The sequence below is a fragment of the Mesotoga prima MesG1.Ag.4.2 genome (assembly GCF_000147715.2).
Lineage (GTDB): Bacteria > Thermotogota > Thermotogae > Petrotogales > Kosmotogaceae > Mesotoga > Mesotoga prima.
Genome location: NC_017934.1, coordinates 711,936 through 737,854 on the forward strand (window position 1 = coordinate 711,936; position 25,919 = coordinate 737,854).

Genomic DNA, 25,919 nt, shown 5'->3' on the forward strand with positions numbered 1-25,919 from the left:
ATGGAAACGAAAGTAAGCGATGAACTCCTTAAACATCTTGAAGGCCTTGCAAAGCTTGAACTACTTGAAGACGAGCGTATTGAACTGAAAAAGGATATTGAGGAGATACTGCAGTATATGACGCTTCTAGATGGAGTAGATCCTGACGCTGAAGAAATGGTCACTCCTGTTGAGAAGAGCCTCGAGCCTAGGGAAGACGAGTTGGTCGAGTTCAAGGAATCGAGACTCATTCGAGATCTCTTTCCCGAAACAGAGGGGAGCTATTTGAAGGTACCAAGGATTTATAAAGAAGAGAAATGAGCAATGAGCAAGGAGTCTGGTAAGAGATACGAGGATCTCGCATGCGAATACTTGAAAGAAAACGGATACAGGATAATAGCAAGGAATGTTGCGTATAGATTCGGGGAAATAGATATCGTTGCTCTAGAAGGCAAGATTCTGGTGTTTGTTGAAGTAAAGGGGGGAAGCTCGTTAGTACTCCCGAGATATCGTGTAGATGAAAGGAAAATTAGGAGATTGGAATTGGCTGCCCAGAGATATATTCTGACTGAAGAGCCTAAGTTTGAGGAAGCTAGACTGGATGTCATTGAGATTCTAGAAAGCGGAGCAGTTAATCATTTTAGATCTGTTGGAAGGTGGTAGAGTGCTTAGAGGTGAACGAGCAGTTAACCAGGAGTACAAGAGATGGCTAGATAATGCATCTGATGAGATCAGAGATGAACTGAAGGATCTCACTCCTGAAGAAGTTAGAGAGAGATTTTCACTGGATCTCGAATTTGGAACAGGTGGAATGCGTGGTGTAATGGGTGCAGGTACAAATAGGATAAATTCTTACACCATCAAGCGCGCCTCTTTAGGGTTTGGGCGCTGGATTTCAGAGAATTACAGTGATCCATCTGTTGTAATAGCGTTTGATACCAGACATAAATCTGCGCAGTTTGCCCAAACGACAGCCGAGGTTCTTTCGTCCATGGGAATTAGAGTGCACGTATTCATCGAACCCATGCCGGTTCCAATACTTAGTTATGCAGTGAGAGAGTTGAAAGCTAGCGGTGGTGTCGTAATAACGGCCAGTCACAATCCACCGCAATACAACGGTTATAAGGTCTACACTTCCGATGGGACCCAGGCCGTACCCAGCTATGCAGAAGAGATAATAAAAAGAGTCGAAGCATCGGACTATTTTGAGGATATCAGTCCAAGAAGTGAACTGATAAATAGCATCCCGAATTCCCTTCTTGAGAAATACATCGACACCGTGAAAGAAAACATACTAGGACTTACTTCTGACTATGAAGAACTGAATGTTGTTTACACACCCCTACATGGGAGTGGAAACTTTCCCGTTTACAAAGCTCTTACAGTGCTCGGACACAGAGTGAAACGAGTTGAGGAGCAGGCTATACCGGATGGAGATTTCCCGACGGTGCAGAGCCCAAATCCCGAAGATCCAAGAGCCTTTTCCATGGCTCTGGATGTTGCGAGAGAGATAGGCGCAGATCTTGTAATAGCAACGGACCCCGACTGCGATAGATTGGGGATAATGGTGGCACACAATGGTGATTATGCTCCACTAAATGGAAATCAGACCGGCGCAATAATGACTTCCTTCATACTGGAGCGAATGGAAGATTCACTGCCGTCAGATCCGTTTATTGTAAAAACGATCGTCTCGACTGATCTTGTGAAGAGGATCGCATCCAAATATGGTGTTGAAGTGAAAGAGACTCTTACTGGGTTCAAGTTTATTGGAGAAATAATCGAAAAAGCTGAAATGGATGGAAAAGGGAACTATCTTTTTGGATTTGAAGAGAGCTACGGCTCGCTGTTTGGAAAACATGCAAGAGACAAAGATGCGGTCAGCGCGGCCGCACTAGCCTGCGCGATCGGCGGACACCTTAAACGCAAAGAGATGACATTGATCGACTATCTTGAAGAAATCTATAGCGAGTTTGGCTACTTCCAAGAGGCACTTGTGAACAAAGAGTATGAAGGAATTCAAGGGAAGGAAAAGATTGAGTTAATAATGACAGAACTCAGGCATATTGAGCCATCGAAGCTAAAAGACATGGCCATCAGAGGAATGAAAGATTATCTGAATGGTTATGGTAACCTTCCTCCTTCAGATGTAATATCAATGGAAATGGAGAACGACTGCAAAATAATAGTGCGACCCTCAGGAACAGAGCCGAAAATCAAGTTCTACCTTATGGCCAGAGGAGAAAATAGAGAAGAAGCAGAGAAGAAGATAGAAGAAATGAAAGAACTGGTTGAAAGGATTGCATGCTTATGAACTTCAGGTACGCGCACATTCTTTATAGGGGAGATGACTTCCTTACACCAAAAAGAGCTACTTTTGATCACAGAACAAAAACTGGTTTCATGACCACCTGGTCTACTGATCAATCAGCTGAGTTGCTTAAACATAAATATTGGAATTGCCTTAGTGCTTATGGCCTTGAGAGCGCGATGAGGCGGAAGATCACTTTCGAAAGAAAGCACAGCGACTCGAATCTACTGTACTTTAAGTATGAACTAGAAGTTCCAGAAGCTCTTGAAGGTTATTTCGATCAGACAACGTTTGAGGTCATTTCAAAGAATTTGTCGATTAGGGAAACTACCGAAGAAGTTTACAAGATGCTAAAGGACTACGAAGAAGGATCGCTTAGCTTCAATGACCAAAGGTTCTCATCATGGCTTGCCATGAAAACTGGAGAACTACAGTTGAGTGTAAACGAAAAAAAAGAGCTTGAGAAATCACTAATAAAGTATGTAGAAACCATTGTAGGTAGAATTCTTTGGGCAGTTTATAATGGAGATCTACCAAAAATGGGGAAGGACCTTTCCTCAATCGTTTATCTTTACACTGAAATGCTTGACTTGATAGCTCTAAAATGATTATGAAGAGATTCGCTGCTATAGTGTCTTATGATGGAACAGATTTTTTCGGTTTCCAGAACCAGCCGGGATTACGGACGGTTCAGGGCAAGTTTGAAGAAGCGCTTCATAGAATCCATAAATTTTGCATCTCTAGTCAAGGCGCAGGACGTACTGATACTGGTGTTCACGGGTTCGGACAGGTAATTGCCTTCGATTCTAATCTGGATCGCCTGGAAGCAACTACCATGAGAGACGCATTGAACGCAAATCTTCCATCTGACATGTATGTCAGGAAAGTACATGAAGTCGATGAGAATTTCAGCCCAAGATTCGCCGCAAAGAAAAGGATATACCACTATTACATACAAACGTCAAGTGAACCGGATATTTTTAGAAGAAGGTTTGTCTGGTGGTTTCCCTATTCTCTCGATATTAAATCAATGAGAAGAGCGGCAGTCAATCTCTTGGGCGAACATGATTTTGCTGCATTCAGGACCGGTAAGGACGATAGAAATCCTGTTAGAACTATTACGGCGATAAGAATAATAAGATACAAACCTTACATCATACTTATAAGGGTTGAAGGCATTTCGTTCCTAAAGAGAATGGTGAGAAACATTGTTGGAACGCTTGTAAAAGTCGGAACAGGAAGTGTTTCAGAAGAATCGGTATCTGAGTTTCTTTCTTCTCATGACAGATCAACATTACCGGGAACGGCTCCACCTCAGGGACTCGTATTTTACAAAGTTATCTTTGATGAATTCGAGACCTAGATTTGATGAACAATTGTTTGAACTAGTGCTGTCTGAAAGGAGAACAGGACCATCAATTTTACTGTGAAGCGGAAAATTCATTATTAATGGTATGATTGTTCTTAAGCCGGGCTGCAAGGTAATTTCTGTGTACCGGATTTTTGTGGGAAGACTTGAAAGGCGAGTTCGTCGGTTAAGTCCAAAAAGAAAGTGGCAGCAATCGGTAGAATTGGTACCTATACTGGAGAGCAAGATAAATCGGGTAGCTCCTCACATAATGGTTTCAATCAGCTAATGCTTGATAGTGCCGCATCTACCTTGGTCTATTTTATTGTGGGCGGAGAAAAGATCAGCCATTGGAAGGAAGGGAGATTTTACCTGGATCTACAAAATCAGAAAACTTGCGCTTGTCGATGCTCAAGAGAAGAAGGTTCACCAGCTGCAGTTTTTTACTTATTTCAACAGCTGGATCGGCGAAACTGCAAGAAGTTTTCTGGGCGATTGAAGTGAACCTTTAGTCTACTAAAGGATCCATTTGAAGCTGTTTCCGGACTGAGAGAAAAGTAATTGGTTGAGGGAGTCGCTATTTTGTATTTCCGAAATTAGCCAAAGCATTTGATCCTTGCTAATCAGTACGAAGAAAGTAAATTTGAGTATCTGCCTCATACAGCAATTAGAAACGAACTCAGTGGCGATTCTAACCGGTGGCCGAAGAGTCGAAAGTATTTTGAGAAGAATGTAAGTCATCAGATTTGAAGGGAGGGAGAACCCCGATTTTACGGTTAGGTGATCGGGAAAGGTTTGAAATCCTTATTAGTTGGTTTGTTACTGATTCTTTCTTTTTCCGGAATAATGGCCCAGGAGATCTTTGATTTCGTGCCTGAAGATGTTGGTTATTTTCTTATACTTCGAGGATTGAGATCGACAATGGAGGCTCTTAGGGATAACACAAATTTTTTTGGAGCCTATCTCGGAGATAATGGATACGGAGCCGAAAGAGCTTTTTATGGAATAATCGATGCGGCAGGATACAATGCTGAAGTCGATACCAGCTTCCTTAAGTCTGCGTTGAACAATGACATACTACTTGCCGGGGAAGGAATCGATCTTTCACTTGACGACCTGTTGATGTTCGATCCTTTTTACCTTCTTGAGAAACTAAAGCTTACTGAGAACAGAGTTTTCATGGCTTGGAGAACGGACAGTTCCTTCGAATTGTTGAAGGCGGTGGCGGTTCTTCTTGATATGGCGATATTTGTTCAGCCCGGCGAAAGCGTCAATGAACTCAGAAGCAACACTGGAACGCTTTTCTATAATGCCGGCGACGATTACCTGATAATCGGTGGAAACAAAGATGCAGTTACACTTGCCCTGAAAACCTATGAAGGTGAAGGAAAAAGGCTTCTAGAATCTAACGGCAAAGGAAGGGAAGTTGCTGAAATGAGCTATGATTACGCTTTGGCCGGTTACATTGATGGAGACCGTTTTCATCTAGATCTGGGGCTGGAATCGACTTTCTCGATTGAAAGCACTATCTTATTTGCTAGGCCAGAAGGACACACATTAACCGCAACAATAGTTCAGGATACTGTTTTTCTCAGCAGTGAAGATCTTCAAAAGATGCTCTCTGTTACTGACACAAAAGAACTGGAGGCCTCCAAAGAGACTTTTGGGGATTACACCGTATTCTTTCCGTCTTCATCCGTTGAAACTCTGAGAAAGGAGCTTGCGCACTGGTTTGAACTTGATTTAGAGCCCTATAGAGAGCTCGCTGATTTTGTTGTACTTCTTTCTAAGGAGAGTATAGGAAACACAAGAATATATGGAGATCTCGTTTCAGAAACACCCAGAGTGACAGCCGTATTTACGAACAAAAGTTCAGACACTGAGAAATTCGAGAATTCTTTGAAAGAGTGGGGTGCTTTGCAGTCAGCACATAAGGACAGTAGGATCTACGAGCTTGAGAACGATTTTGACACAATTTACTTTATTTTTTCCAACGAAACTACCGTGTTGACTTCCCTTTCGCCCGATGAATACTACAGATTGCTTTCCGATGCAGAAAGTCTCAGTGATAACATTAGCTACGAGTTTGTACGAAATCTTGGCCTGGAAAAAGACATAGCACATGCTTTCATCGACATGAAAAAAGTCTTCAAGTCTTTGATGGGAGTTTCCGTAGACAGTGCTCTGTTCTACCAGCAGACATTTGATGAAAACGGCAATATGATTCACGCTCTCCGCTTCTATTGAGGTGATTTAATGGGATTGTTATCCAAAATATTTGACAAGAATAATATGCTTCTCAAAAAGTACTCCAGGGTGGTTGAAAGCATAAACAGCTTGGAAAAAACCGTGAGTAGGTATGAAAAGGTTGACTTTCAAAAAAAGACAGAGGAGTTCAAAGCTAGAGTCTCCGAGGGCGAAACATTAGATTCATTTCTTCCGGAAGCCTTTGCGCTGGCTAGAGAAGCTGCTAAGAGAACGGTCGGCATGCGGCCATTCGATGTGCAACTAATGGGAGCTCTCGCGCTTGACGAAGGTAAAATTGCTGAGATGAAGACCGGAGAGGGAAAGACACTGGTGGCAACTATGCCTCTCTATCTTAATGCCTTGTCTGGAAGGGGCTGCCATCTAGCAACCGTGAATGACTATCTAGCAAAGAGAGATGCTGGTTGGATGGGGCCGGTTTATGAGTATCTTGGATTGAAAGCTGGATTCATTCAGGCAACGATGGAACCTTCTCAAAGAAAAGAGGCGTACGGTTGCGACATAACATATGGTACTGCTAACGAATTCGGATTCGACTATCTTAGAGACAATCTTGTGTATTCCCTGGAGAACAAGGTTCAGAGGGGACACAACTATGTAATAGTTGACGAGGCCGATTCAATCCTGATAGACGAAGCAAGAACGCCCCTCATTATTTCCGGCCCCGCTCAAGACTCATCCAATCTCTATAGGCAGTTTGCATTTTTTGCCAAACGTTTTGTTGCGGAAAAGGACTTTGTTGTTGATGAAAAAGACAGAACAGTAACTCTCACAGAAGAGGGAATAGCAAAGGCTGAGAAACTGCTGCAGATCGACAATCTTTATGATCCAAGCAATTACGACTACATTTTCCATCTGTTGAATGCTTTGAAAGCAATGAATCTATATAAAAGGGAAGTCGACTACCTGGTAACTCAGGAGGGAGAAGTCGTAATTGTTGATGAATTCACTGGAAGGTTGTTGCCGGGAAGAAGGTATTCCGAGGGTTTGCATCAGGCAATAGAGGCCAAAGAAAATGTGCAAATTAGACAAGAATCGGTGACGTTTGCCACAATAACCTTTCAGAACTACTTCAAGCTGTATTCGAAGGTGTCTGGAATGACCGGTACTGCCGCAACTGAAGAATCTGAGTTCATCTCCATGTACAACACACCAGTTGCGATCATTCCTACAAACAAGAAGGTAATTCGAGAGGACAAAGAGGATTCGATTTATAAAACAAGAGAAGAAAAGAATGAGGCAATTATCAATGAGATCGCTGAACGTTATGAAAAAGGACAGCCCGTTCTCGTTGGTACTACTTCGATAGAGAAGAGCGAGTTCTTGAGCAAGCTGCTGCAAAAAAAGGGCGTACCCCACGAAGTTTTGAATGCCAAGTATCATGAAAGAGAAGCAGAGATTGTTGCAAAGGCCGGTGAGCGAAAGACAGTTACAATTGCAACAAACATGGCGGGAAGAGGAACGGACATTAAGCTTGGTGAGGGAGTAGTAGATCTTGGCGGGCTTTATGTTCTAGGTACCGAGAGGCACGAGAGCAGGAGAATTGACAACCAACTTGTAGGAAGATCGGGCAGACAGGGGGATCCGGGGGAATCAAAATTCTTCCTTTCAACTGAAGACGATCTCTTGCGCCTTTTCGGTGGCGAACGCATGCAGTCGATTATGAATACACTAAAGATTGAAAAGGGACAACCAATCGAACACCCGCTCCTAAGCAGGATAATTTCATCTGCGCAGAAGAAGATCGAAGGAATGCATTTTGAAATAAGAAAGAGACTTTACGAGCTGGATTCTGTTATTGACCAGCAGAGAAGCGCAATATATGCTCATAGAAATTGGGTACTCAAAGGTGAGGAAATCGACTCTAATGTATTAGAAATTATCGAAGATGTTGTAGAAAGAAGATTGTCGGGTCTCGATCGTCTACCTTCTTTTGATGAAATAAAGGTTTCTTTTGGCTTCTTGCCGGCAGGCGACATTGAGAGTCTTAAAAACCTTAAGAGTGTGGAAGATCTTAGGAGCAAAACCCTTTCAGTGCTTCACGATATTTATGAGGAAAAGAAGTCTGCTTTCGGTGATGAGTTTCCTCAGGTCATCAAGTACATTATGCTACGGATGATTGATGAAAGATGGCGAAGGCATCTAGAAGCTATAGAGCACCTAAAAGACTCCGTGGGTCTAAGGGCTTATGGTCAGAAGGATCCTGTGTTAGAATTCAAAAAGGAATCTTTCATACTATTCCAGCAGTTGACCGATTCTCTATACGATGATATAGCAAGCGCCATCGTAAGAATTGTAAGAGTCGACAGCGATAAGGCTAAGCAGAACGCCGATAAGGAATTTAAGAGTCTGCAGGCTGTTCATTCTGATTTCAGCGGAGGCGATAAGAAGAAAGAAGTTGCCGGAAAAAAGAAGGGTACTAAGAGATTCAAAGTTAAGCGTTGAACCGGAGGTGTAATTTGATAAGTTATGAAACTAACTCGAGAATACAAGAGTTGAAGGAGAAATTTGATTCTATCAGGGCTACGCTTGATCTCGAGCGGATAGATGAAAAACTAAAGGAAATCGAGAAGAGGATGAGCGACCCCTCTATTTGGAACGATCAGCGTGAGGCGTCGAATCTGGGAAGAGAAGCGCAGTCTTATCGATCTACAATCGAACTTCTGAGAGATGTGGAAGAGGAATTTGAGAGTATTGAGATTGCAGTAGAGCTTTCAGGAGAAGATGAGAGTTATGTAAAGCATGTTGAAGAACTTGTCAGGTCAGCGGAAAAAAAGGTAAGAGAATTCGAACTTACGATTCTTCTGAGTGGAGAGTATGACATCAACAATTGCTTCATTTCAATTCACCCCGGCGCCGGAGGGACGGAGTCTCAGGACTGGGCCTCCATGTTAATGAGAATGTACATGAGATGGGCTGAGGCTAATAGATTTAAGATTACGATCGTCGATGAGCTACCTGGAGAAGAAGCGGGTATCAAGAGTGTGACAATTAATCTAGCTGGGCCGCATGCTTATGGAAAGATGAAGTTTGAGGCGGGAGTACACAGGTTAGTAAGGATTTCGCCATTCGATGCCAATCACAGAAGGCACACTTCCTTTGCGTCCGTAAGTGTCTTTCCCGAGATGGATGAAGTTCCAGAGATCGAAATCAGGCCCGAAGATCTGAAGATAGACACGTACAGATCAGGTGGTGCGGGTGGTCAACATGTTAATAAAACGGATTCTGCGGTCAGGATTACTCATCTACCAACCGGAATAGTTGTTGCATGTCAGACTGAAAGATCGCAGCATCAAAACAAAGCGAATGCAATGAAGATGTTATATGCAAAGCTTTTTGAGATTGAGATTGAGAAAAAAAGAAGCGAAAAACTAAAATTGATGGGAGACCAGAAAGAGATTTCATGGGGGAATCAGATTAGATCTTATGTCTTTCAGCCTTATACATTGGTGAAGGATCACAGAACTGATTTTGAGACGGGTGATATTCAATCTGTCATGAATGGCGAGATAGATGAATTCATTGAGAAAGAATTGCTCTTCTTCTCATCAATTGAGAAATCCTTGGAATGATTTACGCCGTTAGTTTGACTTTGATGGAAGAAAAATGTTATTATTCTCTTGAGCGGAGTGAATTTAGTGTCCAGGCAGTACGATGAACGCCACAGGAGCGTAATGATTCACGAAGCGCTCCATTATTTGCTTGGTGGACGTTTAACTGGAACTTATATTGATTGTACTGCTGGTGAAGGTGGCCATATCAGAGCAATGCTTGAAGCCACTGAAGGTCAGGCAAAAATCATCGGACTTGATGTTGATAGTGAGGTTCTGAATATAGCGGAGCAGAATCTCAAAGATTACCGGGAAAGCGTTGAATTATTCAATTTATCTTATGTCGACTTCGAAATTGCATTGAGACAGGCTGGTGTTGAGAAAGTAGATGGTTTTCTCCTGGATGTTGGAGTTTCCACCTTCCAGTTGAAAGCAAAGGGTAGGGGTTTCTCGTATGAACTGGATGAACCGCTCGATATGCGTATGAACCTCTCTCAGAAAAGAACGGCAGCAGATGTTGTGAACAGCTACAGGGAAGACGAACTTAGCAGAATAATTTTCGAGTTTGGTGATGAAAAGCGTTTTGCAAGGAAAATAGCTAGAAGCATCGTATCGAGAAGACCTCTGTTTACGACGAAGGATTTGCACGATGCGATCAAGGCGGCAATACCACCGGCCGAAAGATACAAACGAAGAAGACATTTCGCAACAAAGACTTTTCAGGCAGTAAGGATTGAAGTCAATCAGGAGCTTGAGAACATCGAAAGTACTTTGAGAAAAATTCCCGGTTTTCTGAACCAAGGCGGTAGGATCGTTATTATTTCTTTTCATTCTTTGGAAGACGGCATAGCTAAGAGGGTGTTTAGGGAAAAGTCGGAATCGGAGCTGAAAATACTTACGAAGAAACCGGTGCAGCCGTCGAAAGAAGAAGTAGAACTCAATCTAAGAGCAAGAAGTGCAAGATTGAGGGCAGCGGAGCGGATTTGAAGGGAGGAACATCTCGTGCAAGCTATAACAGCGAAGCGGAAGCCGCTGGTTCGCGAAGGCGGCAAAGCCTTGGCAAACAGCGATGTTTGGGGTTTATTTGGTTTTCTGCAGGTGTTAGTGATTTTTCTTTCATTGGCAGTCTCAATTGCTCTCCCGTTCTATTTTGGCAACGAGGTCGACAAAATTTCAGAAGTAGCATCAAGTAGAGAACAGAGCATCTCAGTAATGAAATCGCGACTTGAAGATGTATCTAGAGAGATTTCATACTTGCAGACGGTTGTTGGGGCGAGAGCAGAAAAGTAGAACTTTATCGAGGTGGATCATAAATCAACAAACTTGCTAGCAGGGCAACGCTGTTATATGTGCTTTTGATTCTTTGTGTAGGAGTCTTCGCAGTGAGGGCAGCGTATGTTTCCCTTTTTACTGAACCTGACCTACCTCTGGTTCTTGGAGTCAACAAGATACCGGCTCTAAGGGGATCGATATACGATTCCAACGGTAGGTTACTGGCCAGCGATTCGCTGATTTATGAGGCATGGCTGGACCTCGGATATCTGAGATTGCTTACTTCTTCAGATCAAATAGATAGAGTTCTAAAAAATGTAGAACTTTCCTTTGGAATACCCTTCGAAAGACTGGTTGAAAGCCTTCAGAGCAACAAAAATTTCCTTCTTCTTGGTACCGCGGCTACTTATGATGAAATGCAACGAAGGATCACACCGATCACAAAGAGATATATATCGCTTGAAATGCAGAGAGAAAGACTTAGTTTCAGCGAATATGGTTTGGAAAGAATTATCGGAAAGCTAGATGGAGGGGGAATCCCCCTAAATGGAATAGAGTTGTATTATGACGAAGAGCTTTCTGGGAAAAGAGATGGATTGATTAGGAGAACTCTGACAAGTTCGAGAAGAGAAGAACCGACAAATGGCAGTGACATCTATCTCTCAATTGACATAGATATACAGAAAATGGTCTATGACGAACTGCTAGAGACTGTGGAAAAGAATATGGCCGACGGTGGATTGGCTCTTCTTGTAGAGAGCAAGACTGGAAAGATTCTTGCTTATGCCGGTACCTATGACTGGGACGTTGGTTTAATGGGGATATTTGAGCCCGGTTCCACCATTAAACCTCTTATCTACTCGCTTGCATTACAAAGTGGATCGATAACGGAAACAATGACATTCTATTGTGATGGAAGTATTCAACCCGTACCTGGACTTGACATAATAATCCGCGACACCGAAGGCGAACGCCACGGCCTTCAGACCTTTAGAGAAGCGATTATTAACTCGTGTAACGTGGCCACGGTACAAGTTGGCGGTAGAATTTTGAATACTCTCGGAAAAGAAGAGATGTATAGGCAGTTAATGAGAATTGGATTTGGGAAATTGTCGGGGGTTGACCTTCCCGGCGAGACACCGGGAATTCTTCCCGAGGCGAAAGATTGGTCCCTGATATCTCCTTATCAATTTCCAATCGGACAGGGCTTAGGAGTAAACATCTTCCAGATGGTTAAGGCATTGAATGTCTTCCCAGCTGGTGGTCAGTTTATTACTCCCACCTTTGTCAGTGCCATACGAAATGAAGAAGGCCTGATCAACATACCGAAGAAGGTTGAAGGTGATTTGTTTCCACCGAAGCTTGTTTCTACAATGCTTCCCATTCTTGAGGGAGTAGTTATTGAGGGTACTGGCACAATGGCCAAAGTCGACGGAGTAAGAATAGCGGGAAAAACAGGAACTGCTCAAAAAGCGGGTCCCGATGGCTACAATGAAGAAAGCTACTATTCATTGTTCTATGGTTTCTTTCCAGTGGAAGATCCAACGTATACATTATATATAATGATAGATACTCCAAAAGCGGGGGCATACTATGGAGGTTTTGTCGCAGCTCCAATGTTTGCTTCAGTTGTAAAGAACATCTACGGTATTGGAGTTGAAAAGGAAGTATATGAGGGCGTTTACAGTTGGAAAGCACCTGACCTGAGCGGTTATTCATTGCTAGATTTGAAAGAGATCGCCGCGATCTATGGTTTAGACAATATTATAATACATGGCTCGGGCGGCGTGGTGAGTCAAATTCCAGAGGCAGGAAGGCCCCTTGGAGATCAGTTAGAAGTTTGGTTAGGGGAGCTGAACTATGATATACGAGATGTTGGGGGACAGTGAGGTACTGAAAGATTTCTTCATCCTTGAAAGAGGAGAGGGGTATTTAACAATTAGTGAAGACATGCCCGACAAAGTAAACAGATTCAAAATGGCCGTTTCGACTTCGGGAATGTTCGGAAGAAAGCCAGTTAGGCTTTCCGGATTTGATAGCTGGAAAAAGGAAGAGAAAACTCAGATAGAGAAACTACTTCCTCTCTTTCAAGACGAAATCGATGTCTTCCTGGATGGAAAAGTGAGTCCGAAAGTAAAGAGTGAGAAAAGTATTTTTGATCTTCCAAAGCCCTGGGAAGAAGAGAAATGGAATGACCACATCATCACGATAAGTGAACGTGCAGGAATGAAGATTTCTAGAGCTGCGGCCGAATCGCTTTTCAGAAAAGTTGGAAGAAGAGAATACAGAATACTTCGAGAGCTTGAAAAGCTTTCCGTATTTTCGAATGAAATCGACCAGCTCATGGTTGAAAGACTAATTGATTTTGACAAGGAAGTCGAAGTCGAATCACTGGCGTTTGATTTTCTTAATCACAAAGAGGACTTTCTAAGTTCTTCGAGGAAATGCATGATCCCATTCGCATATTTTGCGTCGGTTCTGTTGAATATCATAATTGATTTGGGAACGATAATTGATACGAAAAAAGGCAAAATGAATATTTCTTGGTCAGAGATAAGAAAACTCTCAAATACTACTAGCATTGGTACTGCTCGAATTGCCAGGCTTGTTGGATACAGTTTTTCCAGTACTAAAGAACAAAGAAATGATCTTACCAGGCTGTACTCAGCTGAAAGTCTCAAAGGCCTGATCGTTCTTCTTCAGGAAATTGATGAGTCAATCAAAAATGGGAAAATCGATAGCGAAATCGCTTTCTTCAAACTACATGAAGAGTCTTTAAAACTTCAGGTAACTCTTGGGTAACAATTTCCACCTGAAACATCCCGTTTAGAATGCTTCAATTGACAGTGCCATCGTTGCATTGTACAATTGCTTTCGGCAAAATGCTTAGAAGGAGGCGAATCGAAACCAGATGCCCACAATAAATCAATTAATAAGGCACGGAAGAAAACAGTTGAAGCAAAAATCTGCTTCGCCGGCTCTAGAAAACAATCCTCAGAAGCGTGGCGTTTGTGTAAGGGTCTCCACAATGACTCCCAAGAAACCGAACTCAGCTTTGAGAAAGATTGCAAGGGTACGTCTCTCAAATGGGACAGAAGTTACTGCCTATATTCCTGGCGAGGGTCACAATCTTCAGGAGCATTCGGTGGTTCTCGTTAGAGGTGGCAGAGTAAAGGACCTTCCTGGTGTAAGATACAAGATTGTCAGAGGCACATTGGATGCTGAAGGAGTGGCAAACAGGAAGCAGTCGAGAAGTCGTTATGGTGCCAAGAGGCCAAAGAAATGAGGAGGCAGTTCTAGATGAGAAGACGTCAGTCTGAGAAAAGAGAAGTACCGCTCGACCCAATTTACAACGATGCAGTAGTAACGAGATTGATCAATAAGATAATGATAGGCGGGAAGAAAAGCAAGGCAGAGGCTACGGTTTATGGAGCTTTGGAGGTTTTATCCGACAGAACGAAGCAGCCACCAATGGAAGCTTTCAAGAAGGCTCTGAGTAATGTAAAACCTCTTCTTGAAGTAAGACCGAGGAGGGTTGGAGGTGCAACGTACCAGATACCTTTTGAGGTTCCTGAAAGAAGGGCAGTGGCACTCGCAATAAGGTGGATTGTCACGTCTGCAAGAGCAAAATCTGGCAAGCCCTTAAAGGAAAAGCTTGCATTAGAATTAGTAGATGCTTACAATGGTCAGGGGAACGCCGTAAAGAAAAGAGAAGATGTTCACAAAATGGCGGAGGCAGGGAAAGCATACGCCCATTTCAGATGGTGAAGTTGATTCAGCAGGAGGAAAGATAGTGAAAGAAAGAGCTACAACTCTCGAAAAGACCCGAAACATAGGAATAATGGCCCATATAGATGCGGGGAAAACAACTACGACCGAACGCATACTTTTCTATACCGGAAAGAATTACAAACTCGGAAGTGTTGATGAAGGAACGGCTACAATGGACTGGATGGACCAAGAGAAGGAGAGGGGCATCACTATCACTTCTGCAGCTACCACAGCGTTTTGGAAGGATCATCGCATAAATATTATTGATACGCCCGGGCACGTTGACTTTACTGTTGAAGTTGAAAGATCTTTACGGGTTCTTGATGGGGCCGTAGCGGTATTCGATGCTCAAGCAGGTGTTGAACCACAGTCGGAGACTGTTTGGAGGCAAGCTGATAAGTACCATGTCCCTAGAATAGCCTTCATGAACAAGATGGATAAGATCGGAGCTGATTTTTTAGCTGCCATAGGCACAATGGTTACAAAGCTTAAGGCAAATCCGGTTGCAATACAGCTTCCAATTGGATCGGAATCTGGTTTCGAAGGCATTATCGATTTGGTGCAGATGAAAGCCTTGCGATGGACCAATCAAGAGGGAACGGAATTCACATATTCAAATATTCCCGAATTTTTGCAAGCCCAGGTGGAAGAGGCTCGAGAGGATCTGGTTACCCATGTTGCTGAATTCGATGAAGAACTCATGGATCTGTATATCGAGGGTGAAGAACTTCCAGTAGATAGACTGAAAGCGGCAATCAGAAAGGCAACACTTTTGGGACAAATTACCCCTGTGCTTTGTGGTTCGGCATTCAGGAACAAGGGAATCCAGCCACTTCTTGATGCAATAGTAGACTATCTGCCGTCTCCGAAAGACTTGCCTCCGGTGGTTGGCGAGATCATCGATAGCGAGAGAAAAATTGAGGTCTATCCGGATGAGAATGGGCCGTTTGTTGCGATGGCCTTTAAGATAATGATCGATCCATTTGTAGGCAAACTCACATTCCTCAGAGTTTATTCTGGTTCACTTGAAAAGGGAGCCTACGTCATAAACACGAACAAGAACTTAAAAGAAAGAATTTCCAGACTTCTTTTCATGCATGCCGACAAGAGGGAAGAAGTTGATTATATAAGGGCCGGAGACATTGTTGCAGTGGTAGGGCTTAAGAATACTATGACTGGCGAAACTATCGCACTTTCTGAAGAAAAGATTGTTCTCGAAAAAATCGAATTTCCTGAGCCCGTGATTTCGATTGCGATAGAACCGCAGACAAAAGACGATGCTTCGAAGCTTACAAAGGCTCTTCTTGCTCTAGTTGAAGAAGACCCTTCGCTTAAAAGCTATGTTGATGGTGAGACTGGTGAGACGATTCTCTCCGGCATGGGAGAGCTCCACTTAGAGGTAATTGTAGAGCGAATAAAAAGGGAATTCAATGTTGGCTTAAGAGTAGGGAATCCTCAGGTAGCCTATCGTGAGACAATAAGGTCTAAAGCAATAGGTGAGTCGAAATACGTTAGGCAGACTGGTGGAAAGGGTCAGTATGGACACGTTATACTGAGTGTAGAACCCATTACTGACAAGAGCGCCAATTTCGTGTTTGAAGATAAAACTGTAGGAGGAACCATACCAAGGGAATTTATCAAGCCTATAGAACGCGGGGTAAGAGAAGCTATGGATTCCGGCTATCTCGCCGGTTATCCAATGGTTAATGTGAAGGTCTCCTTGCTCGACGGTTCATACCACGAAGTAGACTCTTCGGAGATTGCATTTAGCATAGCCGGATCTATGGCCTTCAAAGAGGCTGCGAGAAAGGCGAGCCCGGCTCTGCTGGAACCAATTATGGCAGTAGAGATAAATACTCCTGAAGAATACATGGGAGATCTGATTGCCGATCTCAATTCTAGGAGAGCGAAGATTGAGGGCTTTGAAACTAGAGCAGGTCTCAAAATTATCAAAGCTCACGTTCCCCTTTCAGAATTGTTTGGTTACGCTACTGTTTGCAGATCTCTGTCTCAAGGAAGAGCAATCCACGTCATTCAGTTCTCTCATTATTCGGAAGTTCCGGAGAGAATTGCAGAAAAGATTCTAGGAAAATAATGAAGATCCCAAATTAGTTTTTGGAGGAGGGAAACCATGGCTAAGGAAAAATTCGAACGTTCTAAACCCCATCTTAACATCGGTACGATTGGACACATTGACCACGGTAAGACAACCCTTACTGCGGCAATCACAAAGAGTCTTGCATTCAAAGGTCTTGCAGATTTTTCCCCGTTTGACTCAATTGACAAGGCGCCGGAAGAAAAAGCAAGAGGAATTACAATCAACGTATCTCACATCGAGTACCAGACGGAGAAGAGACATTATGCGCACATCGACTGCCCTGGACACGCTGACTATATCAAGAACATGATAACTGGAGCTGCACAGATGGATGGAGCAATTCTCGTTGTCGCCGCAACCGACGGTGTCATGCCTCAGACTAGGGAACACGTCTTGCTTGCTAGACAGGTCAATGTTCCCGCAATGGTTGTGTACATTAACAAGGTGGATGCTGTTGATGACGAAGAGCTGGTAGAACTTGTCGAGGAAGAAGTAAGAGAGCTTCTCTCCTCCTACGAGTTCCCGGGTGATGAACTCCCCGTAATTAAGGGCTCGGCCTTAAAGGCCCTTGAAGCGGAAAGTCCAAATGAATGGACAGAGAGCATTTACGAACTGTTGAAAGCATGCGACGACTACTTCCCTGAACCAGTACGGGAGACTGACAAGCCTTTCCTGATGCCCATAGAGGACATCTTCACAATAACGGGTAGAGGTACGGTTGTTACAGGAAGAATCGAGCGTGGAGCGGTCCATGTTGGCGATGAAGTCGAGATTATCGGACTGTCTTACGAAACGAAGAAAACAGTGTGTACTGGAGTAGAAATGTTCAGGAAACTCCTTGATGAAGGACAGGCCGGCGACAACATTGGAGCTCTTCTAAGAGGCGTTGCAAAGGAAGAAGTCAAGAGAGGCCAAGTTCTTGCCAAACCGGGTTCTATAACACCTCACAAGAAATTCACGGCAAACGTCTACGTTCTTAAAAAGGAAGAAGGAGGACGCCACTCACCCTTCACAAAGGGATACAGGCCCCAGTTCTTCATTAAGACCGCCGATGTAACTGGAGAAATTGCAGATCTTCCTGAGGGCGTCGAAATGGTTATTCCTGGTGACAATGTGGAAATGACAATTCAGCTCATTTATCCCGTCGCAATTGAGAAGGGTATGAGGTTTGCAATCCGTGAAGGTGGAAGAACAGTGGGCGCCGGAGTCGTTAGTTCCATAATTGAATGATAATAGGTCTTTCCAGGAGAAGGGAGAAAATCTCCCTTCCCTGTTAACAGAAGGAGGGAACATTTAGGCATGGCCAAGCAAAAAATTAGGATTCGCTTGAAAGCTTACGATCACAAACTACTTGACTTGTCGGCCAAGAAGATCGTTGAAGCTGTAAAGCTCACCAATGCCAAAGTATCAGGTCCGGTGCCATTGCCAACGGAGAGGACGCTCTACACTGTTCTGACTTCTCCCCATAAGTTCAAGGATGCAAGAGAGCAGTTTGAAAAACTCGTTCATAAGAGACTTATCGAAATATTAGACCCAACCCCTAAGACAATAGATTCTCTTATGAAAGTTGACCTCCCCGCAGGTGTAGATGTGGAGATTAAACTGTAAAGAGACTTCGGAGGTGTGATAGATGAAAGGAATATTGGGTAGAAAACTCGGTATGACAACTATATACAAAGACGGGAAAGCCTTCGGAGTTACCGTAGTGAAAGCCGGTCCATGTACTGTTGTACAAAAAAAGACAAGTGATGGTGGCGAATATGACGCCATTCAAGTTGGATTCGAAGAGCTTACGCCTGAAAGAGCGAAAAAAGTACTGACAAAGCCTTTGGTAAAGAAGTTCGAGGCTGCAAAGGTTAAGCCGCATAGAATTCTCAAAGAGTTCAAAGTTGGTAACATCAATGATTTCAATGTTGGTGATATCATAGAAGCTCGTGTCTTTTCTGAAGGCGAAAAAGTAGACGTAACTGGTTTTTCGAAGGGCAGAGGTTTTTCGGGCGCTATGAAGAGATGGAACTTCAGGGGCGGAGAAGCTTCACACGGTTCGAAATTCCACAGAGAACTAGGTTCAGTAGGTAATCACACTGAGCCGGCGAAGATTTGGAAGGGTAAGAAAATGCCCGGTCAATACGGTAACGAGAAGAAGACAGTGAAGAATCTAACCGTAGTAAAAGTCGATGCAGAAAACGGACTCTTAGCCATTTATGGCGCAGTTCCAGGAGCGAGGGGCGGCCTCTTAGTAATTAAGAGCGCAAACAGATAGCCCCGAAAATGTTTGGAAGGAGGACGCAACAATGGCTCAAGCCGACGTTGTGAATATTGCGGGCCAGAAAGTTGGCACTGTTGAACTGAGCGAGAGCGTATTCAATGTAGAACCGAACGAAGATCTGATGTTCAGATATGTTAATATGCAGCTTTCAGGTAGACGTGCAGGATTGGCTTCGGCAAAGACAAGATCAGAAGTTAGGGGTGGAGGAAGAAAGCCCTGGGCACAGAAACACACAGGAAGAGCAAGAGTTGGTTCAACGAGAAGTCCACTTTGGAGACATGGTGGAGTTATACACGGACCGAAGCCAAAAGACTGGTCTATGAAGTTGACCAAGAAAATGAAGAAGGTAGCTCTAAGATCTGCCCTCAGTCTAAGGCTTAAAGAAGGAAATCTCATTGTCCTTGATGATCTCAAGTTTGACAGACCAAAGACGAAACAGCTCAGGGAGGTCTTGAATAACCTTGGACTCGATAAGACGCAGAAAACTCTCTTTGTCCTTCCATGGCAAAAGGACGAATACCAAAATGTAAGACTTTCGGGAAAGAACATTTATGGGGTTAAGGTAATTATCGCTGATAATCCTGGAAACAAAGCCGTCAATAGTAAAGAAAATATTGATGGGCTCAATGTGTACGACATTGTGAATCATGAAAAGCTTGTGATCACGGCAGACCTTGTTCGCAAGATCGAGGAGGTGCTTGGACGATGATCGAGAAAAAGTATTATGGCGATGTACTCCTGAGACCGTTGATCACTGAAAAGACAGTTGCTTCTGGTGAACTAAACAAGTACATTTTTGAAGTACATAGAGATGCCAATAAGCAGACAGTCAAAGACGCCGTTGAAAAGCTTTTCAATGTAAAGGTAGAACAGGTGAACATCATGAACATGAAGGGCAAACCTAAGAAACGTGGCGTCTTTGTTGGCAAATCGAGATCCTGGAAGAAAGCAATCGTTACGCTTGTAACTGGATACAGGATTAAAGAACTCGAAGGCCAACACTAAGGTGAGGTGAGATGATATGGCATTGAGAAAGTTTAATCCCGTCACCAAGAGCAGGCGGTTCATGCTTCTTCCGGACTTCAAAGAAGTTACGAAGAGTGAACCTGAAAAATCTCTTCTGGAGCCAATAAAGAAAAATGCTGGCAGAAACCATCACGGGCGAATAACTGTAAGGCACCAAGGTGGCGGAACTAAGAGACGGTACAGGATTATTGATTTCAAGAGAGAAAAGATGGGAATCCCTGCTAAAGTCATATCCATAGAATATGACCCGAACAGAACGGCAAGAATCGCTCTCCTGCAGTATGTGGATGGTGAGAAACGATACATGCTGGCTCCAAAGGGGCTTAAAGTTGGAGACAGTGTTCAGAATGGAGATATGGCGGAAATCTCGGTTGGAAACTCGATGTCACTCGAGCGAATTCCCGTTGGCACGATTGTTCACAACATTGAGTTCTTGCCCGGCAAAGGTGGTCAAATAGCCAGGGCGGCGGGAACCTATGCCCAGCTGATGGCAAAAGAAGGAAGGTACGCGCTCTTGAGGATGCCTTCAGGTGAACTTAGAAGGGTCGTTGTGAAGTGCATGGCCACTATTGGCATGGTTGGGAATGAGGAACACTCGAATGAGATACATGGAAAAGCAGGTAGAAAGAGATGGCTTGGTGTAAGACCTTCAGTGAGGGGAATGACTATGAACCCAGTTGATCACCCGATGGGTGGAGGAGAAGGACGTTCAAAGGGCCATCTTCCGCAGAGTCCTTGGGGACAGCCAGCCAGAGGTTATAAAACGAGGAAGAATAAGAAGCCTTCAGATAGCCTCATAGTGAAACGACGGAACCAGAATTGATCAGGGGGTGTAGTTGAAGATGTCAAGATCTAAGAAGAAAGGCCCGTACGTACACCCGAGTCTCTTGAAAAAGATAAGAGAACTGAACGAAAAGGGAGAAAAGAAGCCCATAAAGACTTGGAGCAGAGCATCCATGATTCTTCCTGAGATGATCGGACATACAATCGCAGTATACAACGGAATGAAGCACATACCGGTTTACATTTCGGAGAATATGATCGGTCACAGATTGGGTGAGTTCTCTCCCACCAGGAGGTTCGGTGGGCATGCCGATAAGAAAAGCAAGAAAGGCGAAGTTAGATGAGGAGGGACGCTGATATGGCGCAGACAGTGCAGAGAGACAAGCGTTCCGTTTTCCACAGGAAGCGCAAAGAAGAGAAAGCAGCAACGCCTGTATCTCAAGCGAAGGCAGTTGCGAAGTTCGTTAGAATTTCCCCTAGAAAAGCTAGATCAGTGGTAAATGCGATAAGAAACAAAGAGGTTGGGGAGGCGTTTCAGATACTAGAATTTTCGCCAAAGAAAGCCTCGCGTCTAGTATACAAAGTGTTGCGTTCTGCGGTAGCAAATGCAGAAAACAACTTTGGATTGAATGTGGACAGTCTGTATGTTGAGAAGGCCGTAGTAGATGATGGTCCAAGAATGAAGCGACTGTGGCCCAGAGGAAGAGGCAGAGCAGATATACAGCAGAAGCGCTTTAGCCACATAACCGTTGTAGTAGCAAACCGCGAAGAGATTAGCAATCCTCAGGAGTGAGGTGACATAAGTGGGTCAGAAGGTACATCCTTATGGATTCAGGCTTGGTGTCAGTAAAGATTGGAAAGCCCGCTGGATTAATGAGAAGAATTACAAAGAATATCTTCTTGAAGATCTTAAAATCAGGGACTTTCTCAAGAAGAATTACATGGCTGCCGGAGTGTCGGACATCTATATTGAAAGACCCGAGCCTGGCAAAGTAGTTATTACAGTCAAGTGCGCCAGACCTGGTGTGATGATTGGGAAGAAGGGCAGTGAAGTGAAGCTGCTCAGGCAGAGACTGGAAAAGCTTATAACAAGGCAGTTTCAGTTGAATATTGAAGAAGTTAAAACACCCGAGACCGATGCTATCCTTGTTGCTGAGGATATAGCGTCTAGAATTGAAAAGCGAGCTTCCTACAAGAGGGCAATGAAAAGAGCAATATTCACCGCCATGAGAAAGGGAGCTAGAGGGATCAAGATAATGGTTTCCGGAAGACTGAACGGTGCCGATATTGCCAGGACAGAGTGGTACCTGGAAGGAAGACTTCCTCTCCAGACCCTCAGAGCTGATCTGGACTACGGTTACACCACTGCCTTCACAAAGATGGGAATTATTGGCGTGAAGGTATGGATATACAAAGGCGACGTACAGGTGTAATTGCAAGAGGGGAGGTAGTTCATAATGTTAATGCCCAAAAGGGTGAAATATAGGAAGCAACAAAGAGGTAAGATGAATGGAAAAGCAAAAGGCGGGACTATTGTTCATTTTGGTGAATGGGGAATAAAGGCCCTAGAACCGCACTGGATAACTGCACAGCAGATAGAGTCCTGCAGAATAGCAATCACAAGAACGTTGAAGAGGAATGGTAATCTTTGGATTAGAATCTTCCCCGACAAGCCCATTACGTCAAAAGGAATTGGAGTCAGAATGGGAAAGGGAAAGGGAGACGTTGAAGGCTGGGTAGCTGTTGTTAAGCCCGGGAAGGTCATGTTCGAAATAGGCGGAGTGCCTGATCAACTTGCAAAAGAGGCCCTTGAAAAAGCTGCTTCAAAACTACCTATCAGAACAAAGATAGTACCGAGGTATCAGATAGGAGGTGAGCTCTGATGAAGGCCGTTGAACTTCAGAAGTTCACAGACGAGGAACTCACTCAGATGCTTGAAGATTCGAAGAGAAAGCTGATGGACCTCAGGTTCCAGCTAGAAATGAACAGGTTGAAGAACCATTCCCAGATAACTTCAGTAAAACGCGACATAGCTAGGATTAAGACTATCCTTCGCGGTCGTGAGCTGGGGATAAGGAGGTAGTCCGCCATGCCAAGAAAAACACTGGTAGGAACTGTAGTAAGTGACAAGATGGATAAGACCATAGTTGTGAGCGTTACAAGAACACATATACATCCCTTCTACGGGAAGACGATGAAAACTACAAAGAAGTATCATGCTGATGACCCTGAAGGACTTGCGGGAATGGGTGATACGGTTGAGATTGAGGAATGTAAACCTTTAAGCAAGATGAAGAAATTCAAGCTTGTTAAGGTCTTGAAGAAGGATGTCTACACTGGAGAAATTCCCGAAACTCCCGAGGCCGTTGAAGATTCCGGAGGTGACGAGAAATGATCCAGCTGGAATCTTATTTGAGGGTTGCCGATAATTCGGGCGCCAGGATGATCAAAGTCATCCAGGTAACTGGCGGATATAGAAAGAGATCGGGAACCATAGGTGACATAGTTGTCGCAGCAGTAAGAGATGTGGCACCTAACACGGATTTCAAGAAAGGAGACATCGTAAGAGCCGTTCTAGTGAGAACCGCCAAGGAAATTCGAAGGCCAGACGGCACTTACATAAGGTTCGATGACAACGCAGCGGTTATCATCGACAAGCAGAACCAGCCCAGAGGAACACGTGTCTTTGGACCTGTTGCTAGAGAGATTAGGGACAAGGGTTTTTCTAAGATTGCTTCTCTAGCCCAGGAAGTCTGGTGAGGAGTGAGCTATTATGAGTAGAGTGAAGAAGGAAGATACCGTAATGATAATATCTGGAAAGGATAGGGGCAAAAAAGGCAAAGTCCTCAAGACATTCCCCTCGGAAAAAAAGATAATCGTTGAGGGAGTGAACTTCACAAAGAAACACCAGAGACCTACTAACCAGTATCGTGAAGGTGGAATAATCGAAAGAGAGTCTCCTATTTACGTTTCGAAAGTAATGGTTGTCTGCCCCAACTGCAATAAGCCTACGAGAGTCGCACACAAAATTCTCGAAAACGGAGAAAAAGTAAGGTCCTGCAAGAAGTGCGGCGAGATAATCGATAAGGTTTGATGGGGAGGAGTTGTTGATGGCATACGAATACGTCCCTTTGAAAGATAGATATGAAAATGAAGTAATTCCGGTTATGACTAAAGAGTTTGGTTATAAGAACAAGCTCGAAGTTCCCAGAGTCTCTAAGATAGTCGTCAATATGGGAATAGGTGAAGGTTCAAGAAACGCCGACCTTCTCGATCTGCACGGCAAAGAGCTCATGACAATTGTAGGACAGAAACCGGTAGTTACTAAGGCTAAGAGGAGTATCGCGAACTTTAAACTCCGTGATGGAATGCCGGTTGGTTTGAAAGTCACTCTCCGTGGTCCGAGGATGTATAACTTCCTCTACAAGCTGATAAATATCGTGCTTCCCAAGCTGAGGGACTTCAGAGGTGTTGATCCCGACTCATTTGACGGGAGAGGGAATTATGCAATGGGGCTTCCCGAACAACTGGTCTTTCCCGAAATAGTACCGGATCAAATCAAGCGAGTTCAGGGAATGGACATAATTGTTGTTACTACGGCCAGGACCGATGAGGAGGCCAGAAGATTACTAGCCCTTCTCGGACTTCCCTTCAAGAGAGTCATGGTCTAAGGAGGTAAGTGCATGGCGAAGAAATCTATAGTTGAAAAGTGGAAACGCGAACCCAAGTTCAAGGTTAGGAAATATAATAGATGCAATCTGTGCGGCAGACCGAGAGCTGTATATAGAGAGTTTGGTCTTTGCAGAGTGTGCTTTCGACAGCTGGCTTCCGAGGGAAAACTCCCCGGTGTAAAGAAAGCAAGCTGGTGAGGAGGGAATTGTAATGTGGAGTGATCCCATAGCCGATATGCTCACTAGAATACGAAATGCCAACGCTGCCTTTAAGGAAAGCGTGGATATTCCAGCTTCAAACCTGAAGAAGAAACTTCTTGATATTCTGAAGGCTGAAGGCTATATAGATGATTATAAGTATATTGAGGATGGCAAACAGGGTGTTCTCAAGGTCTTTCTGAAATACAAGGGAGACCGGAGACACAAGGTTAACGTCATATCTGGAATCGTAAGAATTTCTAAGCCTGGTAAGCGCTTATATGTTAACAAGGATAAGCTTCCAAAGGTCAAATCAGGTATGGGAATTGCAATAGTAAGTACATCCAGCGGAGTGATGACAGACAAGCAGGCCCGTTCTCAAGGCGTCGGCGGCGAAGTCATCTGCTACGTATGGTAGGGAGGAATTCAAATGTCTAGATTACTTAAGCATTCGATAAAAATCCCTGCTGGTGTGTCCTGCAAAATTGAAGGAAGTGTTATCTCTGTCAAGGGACCGAAAGGTGAGCTCAAACAAGAACTCCTTCCTCTGGTTAAGATCGAGGCCGATGAAAAAGAGATATGGGTCAAGTCAAACGAAGAAGTTGTTATTAGAAAGAGTGATTACAAGAGATTGGCTAAGTATGCCGGTACTTTCTGGTCGCTCATAAATAACATGATTGTTGGCGTTACTCAAGGCTTCGTCAAGGAGCTGGAAATAGTGGGAGTGGGATACAGAGCACAACTTCAAGGAAAGAAGCTTGTAATGAACCTTGGGTATGCACATCCAGTTGAGATTGAACCTCCGGCAGGAGTTGAGTTTGAAGTGCCCGCACCTCAAGCAATAGTTGTCAAGGGAATTGACAAGTATCAGGTTGGTCAGGTAGCGGCAAACATAAAGCGCTGGAGAATCCCAATTGTTTATTCAGGAAAAGGTATTCGTTACAAGGGAGAGCAAGTCAGAACGAAAGTCGGTAAGAAGGTCTAATCAAGGAGGCGGCTGGAGTGTTCAAACATAAAGACAAGAAGGAACAAAGGCGAAAGAGGCATCTTCGCGTCAGGTCTACAGTTTCCGGAACACCGGAGAGACCAAGACTGGCAGTCTTCAGAAGTGAGAAGCATATTTATGCCCAGCTTATTGATGATTCAAAGGGAATTACCCTTGTTTCTGCATCGACTGTAGATAAAGACGTCAAGGCTTCAATAGAGAAGTCATGGAATGTTGATGCCGCTAAGAAAGTTGGGGAGCTCCTCGCAAAGAAGGCGAAAGATAAGGGAATAAGCAGTGTAGTCTTCGACCGTGGGGGTTTTAAGTTCCATGGAAGAATAAAGTCACTTGCCGAGGGCGCTCGAGCAGGCGGACTACAGTTCTGAGGAGGT

General features: G+C 44.0%; 34 protein-coding genes. All 34 read left to right on the forward strand.

Annotated elements, in window-relative coordinates; all coding sequences use genetic code 11:
• Positions 1–300, forward strand: coding sequence for an Asp-tRNA(Asn)/Glu-tRNA(Gln) amidotransferase subunit GatC (gatC, locus tag THEBA_RS03415; protein WP_014730452.1), 300 nt, complete (start codon positions 1–3; stop codon positions 298–300).
• Between the two features lie 3 nt (positions 301–303).
• Positions 304–642 carry a YraN family protein gene (locus tag THEBA_RS03420; RefSeq protein WP_014730453.1) on the forward strand — a complete coding sequence of 113 codons (339 nt, stop codon included), beginning with the start codon at positions 304–306 and terminating at the stop codon, positions 640–642.
• Between the two features lies 1 nt (position 643).
• Entirely contained in the window at positions 644–2,293 is a 1,650-nt protein-coding gene (locus THEBA_RS03425) for a phospho-sugar mutase (RefSeq protein ID WP_014730454.1), read from the forward strand.
• A gap of 176 nt (positions 2,294–2,469) precedes the next feature.
• Positions 2,470–2,898 (forward strand): hypothetical protein, encoded by a 429-nt coding sequence (locus tag THEBA_RS03430; RefSeq protein WP_236609202.1) that lies wholly within the window; start codon positions 2,470–2,472, stop codon positions 2,896–2,898.
• 2 nt (positions 2,899–2,900) lie between these two features.
• Positions 2,901–3,653, forward strand: a complete 753-nt coding sequence (truA, locus tag THEBA_RS03435) for a tRNA pseudouridine(38-40) synthase TruA (RefSeq protein WP_039882972.1) — start codon at positions 2,901–2,903, stop codon at positions 3,651–3,653.
• Between the two features lie 780 nt (positions 3,654–4,433).
• Entirely contained in the window at positions 4,434–5,885 is a 1,452-nt protein-coding gene (locus tag THEBA_RS03440; protein ID WP_014730456.1) for a hypothetical protein, read from the forward strand.
• Positions 5,886–5,894: 9 nt separating this feature from the next.
• On the forward strand, positions 5,895–8,348 hold the full coding sequence (secA, locus tag THEBA_RS03445; RefSeq protein WP_014730457.1) for a preprotein translocase subunit SecA: 2,454 nt from the start codon (positions 5,895–5,897) through the stop codon (positions 8,346–8,348).
• A gap of 14 nt (positions 8,349–8,362) precedes the next feature.
• A complete protein-coding gene (gene prfB / locus THEBA_RS03450) occupies positions 8,363–9,475 on the forward strand; it encodes a peptide chain release factor 2 (protein ID WP_014730458.1) in 1,113 nt (370 codons plus the stop codon).
• A 66-nt stretch (positions 9,476–9,541) separates the two neighbouring features.
• Positions 9,542–10,441, forward strand: coding sequence for a 16S rRNA (cytosine(1402)-N(4))-methyltransferase RsmH (gene rsmH / locus THEBA_RS03455; protein ID WP_014730459.1), 900 nt, complete (start codon positions 9,542–9,544; stop codon positions 10,439–10,441).
• 15 nt (positions 10,442–10,456) lie between these two features.
• Positions 10,457–10,744: a hypothetical protein gene (locus THEBA_RS03460; protein WP_006492335.1), complete on the forward strand. Its 288-nt coding sequence runs from the start codon at positions 10,457–10,459 to the stop codon at positions 10,742–10,744.
• A gap of 92 nt (positions 10,745–10,836) precedes the next feature.
• Positions 10,837–12,615: a penicillin-binding transpeptidase domain-containing protein gene (locus tag THEBA_RS03465; protein WP_014730460.1), complete on the forward strand. Its 1,779-nt coding sequence runs from the start codon at positions 10,837–10,839 to the stop codon at positions 12,613–12,615.
• Positions 12,587–13,528, forward strand: coding sequence for a DNA polymerase III subunit delta (locus THEBA_RS03470; RefSeq protein WP_014730461.1), 942 nt, complete (start codon positions 12,587–12,589; stop codon positions 13,526–13,528). Before THEBA_RS03465 ends, THEBA_RS03470 begins: the two co-directional genes overlap by 29 nt.
• A gap of 109 nt (positions 13,529–13,637) precedes the next feature.
• A complete protein-coding gene (gene rpsL / locus THEBA_RS03475; RefSeq protein ID WP_006492338.1) occupies positions 13,638–14,012 on the forward strand; it encodes a 30S ribosomal protein S12 in 375 nt (124 codons plus the stop codon).
• A 14-nt stretch (positions 14,013–14,026) separates the two neighbouring features.
• Positions 14,027–14,494: a 30S ribosomal protein S7 gene (gene rpsG / locus THEBA_RS03480; RefSeq protein ID WP_006492339.1), complete on the forward strand. Its 468-nt coding sequence runs from the start codon at positions 14,027–14,029 to the stop codon at positions 14,492–14,494.
• A gap of 25 nt (positions 14,495–14,519) precedes the next feature.
• Positions 14,520–16,592, forward strand: coding sequence for an elongation factor G (gene fusA, locus THEBA_RS03485; protein ID WP_014730462.1), 2,073 nt, complete (start codon positions 14,520–14,522; stop codon positions 16,590–16,592).
• Between the two features lie 36 nt (positions 16,593–16,628).
• Positions 16,629–17,825: an elongation factor Tu gene (gene tuf / locus THEBA_RS03490; protein WP_006492341.1), complete on the forward strand. Its 1,197-nt coding sequence runs from the start codon at positions 16,629–16,631 to the stop codon at positions 17,823–17,825.
• A 69-nt stretch (positions 17,826–17,894) separates the two neighbouring features.
• Positions 17,895–18,203 carry a 30S ribosomal protein S10 gene (rpsJ, locus tag THEBA_RS03495; RefSeq protein WP_006492343.1) on the forward strand — a complete coding sequence of 103 codons (309 nt, stop codon included), beginning with the start codon at positions 17,895–17,897 and terminating at the stop codon, positions 18,201–18,203.
• A 22-nt stretch (positions 18,204–18,225) separates the two neighbouring features.
• Complete coding sequence (gene rplC, locus THEBA_RS03500) at positions 18,226–18,858, forward strand: 50S ribosomal protein L3 (RefSeq protein WP_014730463.1); 633 nt, start codon at positions 18,226–18,228, stop codon at positions 18,856–18,858.
• A 31-nt stretch (positions 18,859–18,889) separates the two neighbouring features.
• Positions 18,890–19,573, forward strand: a complete 684-nt coding sequence (gene rplD / locus THEBA_RS03505; RefSeq protein ID WP_006492346.1) for a 50S ribosomal protein L4 — start codon at positions 18,890–18,892, stop codon at positions 19,571–19,573.
• Entirely contained in the window at positions 19,570–19,869 is a 300-nt protein-coding gene (gene rplW / locus THEBA_RS03510) for a 50S ribosomal protein L23 (RefSeq protein WP_006492347.1), read from the forward strand. The genes rplD and rplW overlap by 4 nt, the downstream gene beginning before the upstream one ends.
• Positions 19,870–19,885: 16 nt before the next feature.
• Positions 19,886–20,713, forward strand: coding sequence for a 50S ribosomal protein L2 (gene rplB / locus THEBA_RS03515; protein WP_014730464.1), 828 nt, complete (start codon positions 19,886–19,888; stop codon positions 20,711–20,713).
• Positions 20,714–20,732: 19 nt separating this feature from the next.
• Positions 20,733–21,017, forward strand: coding sequence for a 30S ribosomal protein S19 (gene rpsS, locus THEBA_RS03520; protein WP_039882973.1), 285 nt, complete (start codon positions 20,733–20,735; stop codon positions 21,015–21,017).
• Between the two features lie 14 nt (positions 21,018–21,031).
• Positions 21,032–21,466: a 50S ribosomal protein L22 gene (gene rplV / locus THEBA_RS03525; protein ID WP_014730465.1), complete on the forward strand. Its 435-nt coding sequence runs from the start codon at positions 21,032–21,034 to the stop codon at positions 21,464–21,466.
• Positions 21,467–21,476: 10 nt separating this feature from the next.
• Entirely contained in the window at positions 21,477–22,106 is a 630-nt protein-coding gene (gene rpsC, locus THEBA_RS03530) for a 30S ribosomal protein S3 (RefSeq protein WP_014730466.1), read from the forward strand.
• 24 nt (positions 22,107–22,130) lie between these two features.
• Complete coding sequence (gene rplP, locus THEBA_RS03535) at positions 22,131–22,556, forward strand: 50S ribosomal protein L16 (RefSeq protein ID WP_014730467.1); 426 nt, start codon at positions 22,131–22,133, stop codon at positions 22,554–22,556.
• Positions 22,556–22,756: a 50S ribosomal protein L29 gene (gene rpmC, locus THEBA_RS03540; protein WP_006492353.1), complete on the forward strand. Its 201-nt coding sequence runs from the start codon at positions 22,556–22,558 to the stop codon at positions 22,754–22,756. The genes rplP and rpmC overlap by 1 nt, the downstream gene beginning before the upstream one ends.
• Positions 22,757–22,762: 6 nt before the next feature.
• On the forward strand, positions 22,763–23,068 hold the full coding sequence (gene rpsQ / locus THEBA_RS03545) for a 30S ribosomal protein S17 (RefSeq protein ID WP_006492354.1): 306 nt from the start codon (positions 22,763–22,765) through the stop codon (positions 23,066–23,068).
• Positions 23,065–23,433: a 50S ribosomal protein L14 gene (gene rplN / locus THEBA_RS03550; RefSeq protein WP_014730468.1), complete on the forward strand. Its 369-nt coding sequence runs from the start codon at positions 23,065–23,067 to the stop codon at positions 23,431–23,433. The genes rpsQ and rplN overlap by 4 nt, the downstream gene beginning before the upstream one ends.
• Before the next feature lie 13 nt (positions 23,434–23,446).
• On the forward strand, positions 23,447–23,767 hold the full coding sequence (rplX, locus tag THEBA_RS03555; protein ID WP_006492356.1) for a 50S ribosomal protein L24: 321 nt from the start codon (positions 23,447–23,449) through the stop codon (positions 23,765–23,767).
• Between the two features lie 16 nt (positions 23,768–23,783).
• Positions 23,784–24,344, forward strand: coding sequence for a 50S ribosomal protein L5 (gene rplE, locus THEBA_RS03560; RefSeq protein ID WP_014730469.1), 561 nt, complete (start codon positions 23,784–23,786; stop codon positions 24,342–24,344).
• Between the two features lie 12 nt (positions 24,345–24,356).
• Complete coding sequence (locus THEBA_RS03565; protein ID WP_014730470.1) at positions 24,357–24,542, forward strand: type Z 30S ribosomal protein S14; 186 nt, start codon at positions 24,357–24,359, stop codon at positions 24,540–24,542.
• 13 nt (positions 24,543–24,555) lie between these two features.
• Positions 24,556–24,960, forward strand: a complete 405-nt coding sequence (gene rpsH, locus THEBA_RS03570; RefSeq protein ID WP_006492358.1) for a 30S ribosomal protein S8 — start codon at positions 24,556–24,558, stop codon at positions 24,958–24,960.
• 12 nt (positions 24,961–24,972) lie between these two features.
• The gene (gene rplF, locus THEBA_RS03575) at positions 24,973–25,527 is read left to right on the forward strand and encodes a 50S ribosomal protein L6 (RefSeq protein WP_014730471.1); all 555 of its coding nucleotides are present in this window, start codon (positions 24,973–24,975) and stop codon (positions 25,525–25,527) included.
• A 17-nt stretch (positions 25,528–25,544) separates the two neighbouring features.
• Positions 25,545–25,913 carry a 50S ribosomal protein L18 gene (rplR, locus tag THEBA_RS03580; RefSeq protein ID WP_014730472.1) on the forward strand — a complete coding sequence of 123 codons (369 nt, stop codon included), beginning with the start codon at positions 25,545–25,547 and terminating at the stop codon, positions 25,911–25,913.
• The last annotated feature ends 6 nt before the right edge of the window (positions 25,914–25,919 follow it).

Coding starts and splice junctions, on each gene's coding strand:
- THEBA_RS03470 (WP_014730461.1), top strand. CDS start 12,587: ATGATATACGAGATGTTGGGGGACAGTGAGGTACTGAAAGATTTCTTC.
- rpsS (WP_039882973.1), top strand. CDS start 20,733: ATGTCAAGATCTAAGAAGAAAGGCCCGTACGTACACCCGAGTCTCTTG.
- rpmC (WP_006492353.1), top strand. CDS start 22,556: ATGAAGGCCGTTGAACTTCAGAAGTTCACAGACGAGGAACTCACTCAG.
- rpsH (WP_006492358.1), top strand. CDS start 24,556: ATGTGGAGTGATCCCATAGCCGATATGCTCACTAGAATACGAAATGCC.
- THEBA_RS03565 (WP_014730470.1), top strand. CDS start 24,357: ATGGCGAAGAAATCTATAGTTGAAAAGTGGAAACGCGAACCCAAGTTC.
- rplW (WP_006492347.1), top strand. CDS start 19,570: ATGATCGAGAAAAAGTATTATGGCGATGTACTCCTGAGACCGTTGATC.
- rpsL (WP_006492338.1), top strand. CDS start 13,638: ATGCCCACAATAAATCAATTAATAAGGCACGGAAGAAAACAGTTGAAG.
- tuf (WP_006492341.1), top strand. CDS start 16,629: ATGGCTAAGGAAAAATTCGAACGTTCTAAACCCCATCTTAACATCGGT.
- rplX (WP_006492356.1), top strand. CDS start 23,447: ATGAGTAGAGTGAAGAAGGAAGATACCGTAATGATAATATCTGGAAAG.
- rpsQ (WP_006492354.1), top strand. CDS start 22,763: ATGCCAAGAAAAACACTGGTAGGAACTGTAGTAAGTGACAAGATGGAT.
- rpsJ (WP_006492343.1), top strand. CDS start 17,895: ATGGCCAAGCAAAAAATTAGGATTCGCTTGAAAGCTTACGATCACAAA.
- secA (WP_014730457.1), top strand. CDS start 5,895: ATGGGATTGTTATCCAAAATATTTGACAAGAATAATATGCTTCTCAAA.
- rplC (WP_014730463.1), top strand. CDS start 18,226: ATGAAAGGAATATTGGGTAGAAAACTCGGTATGACAACTATATACAAA.
- rplE (WP_014730469.1), top strand. CDS start 23,784: ATGGCATACGAATACGTCCCTTTGAAAGATAGATATGAAAATGAAGTA.
- rplB (WP_014730464.1), top strand. CDS start 19,886: ATGGCATTGAGAAAGTTTAATCCCGTCACCAAGAGCAGGCGGTTCATG.
- THEBA_RS03420 (WP_014730453.1), top strand. CDS start 304: ATGAGCAAGGAGTCTGGTAAGAGATACGAGGATCTCGCATGCGAATAC.
- rplV (WP_014730465.1), top strand. CDS start 21,032: ATGGCGCAGACAGTGCAGAGAGACAAGCGTTCCGTTTTCCACAGGAAG.
- rplD (WP_006492346.1), top strand. CDS start 18,890: ATGGCTCAAGCCGACGTTGTGAATATTGCGGGCCAGAAAGTTGGCACT.
- rpsG (WP_006492339.1), top strand. CDS start 14,027: ATGAGAAGACGTCAGTCTGAGAAAAGAGAAGTACCGCTCGACCCAATT.
- truA (WP_039882972.1), top strand. CDS start 2,901: ATGAAGAGATTCGCTGCTATAGTGTCTTATGATGGAACAGATTTTTTC.
- rplP (WP_014730467.1), top strand. CDS start 22,131: ATGTTAATGCCCAAAAGGGTGAAATATAGGAAGCAACAAAGAGGTAAG.
- rplF (WP_014730471.1), top strand. CDS start 24,973: ATGTCTAGATTACTTAAGCATTCGATAAAAATCCCTGCTGGTGTGTCC.
- rplN (WP_014730468.1), top strand. CDS start 23,065: ATGATCCAGCTGGAATCTTATTTGAGGGTTGCCGATAATTCGGGCGCC.
- gatC (WP_014730452.1), top strand. CDS start 1: ATGGAAACGAAAGTAAGCGATGAACTCCTTAAACATCTTGAAGGCCTT.
- THEBA_RS03430 (WP_236609202.1), top strand. CDS start 2,470: ATGAGGCGGAAGATCACTTTCGAAAGAAAGCACAGCGACTCGAATCTA.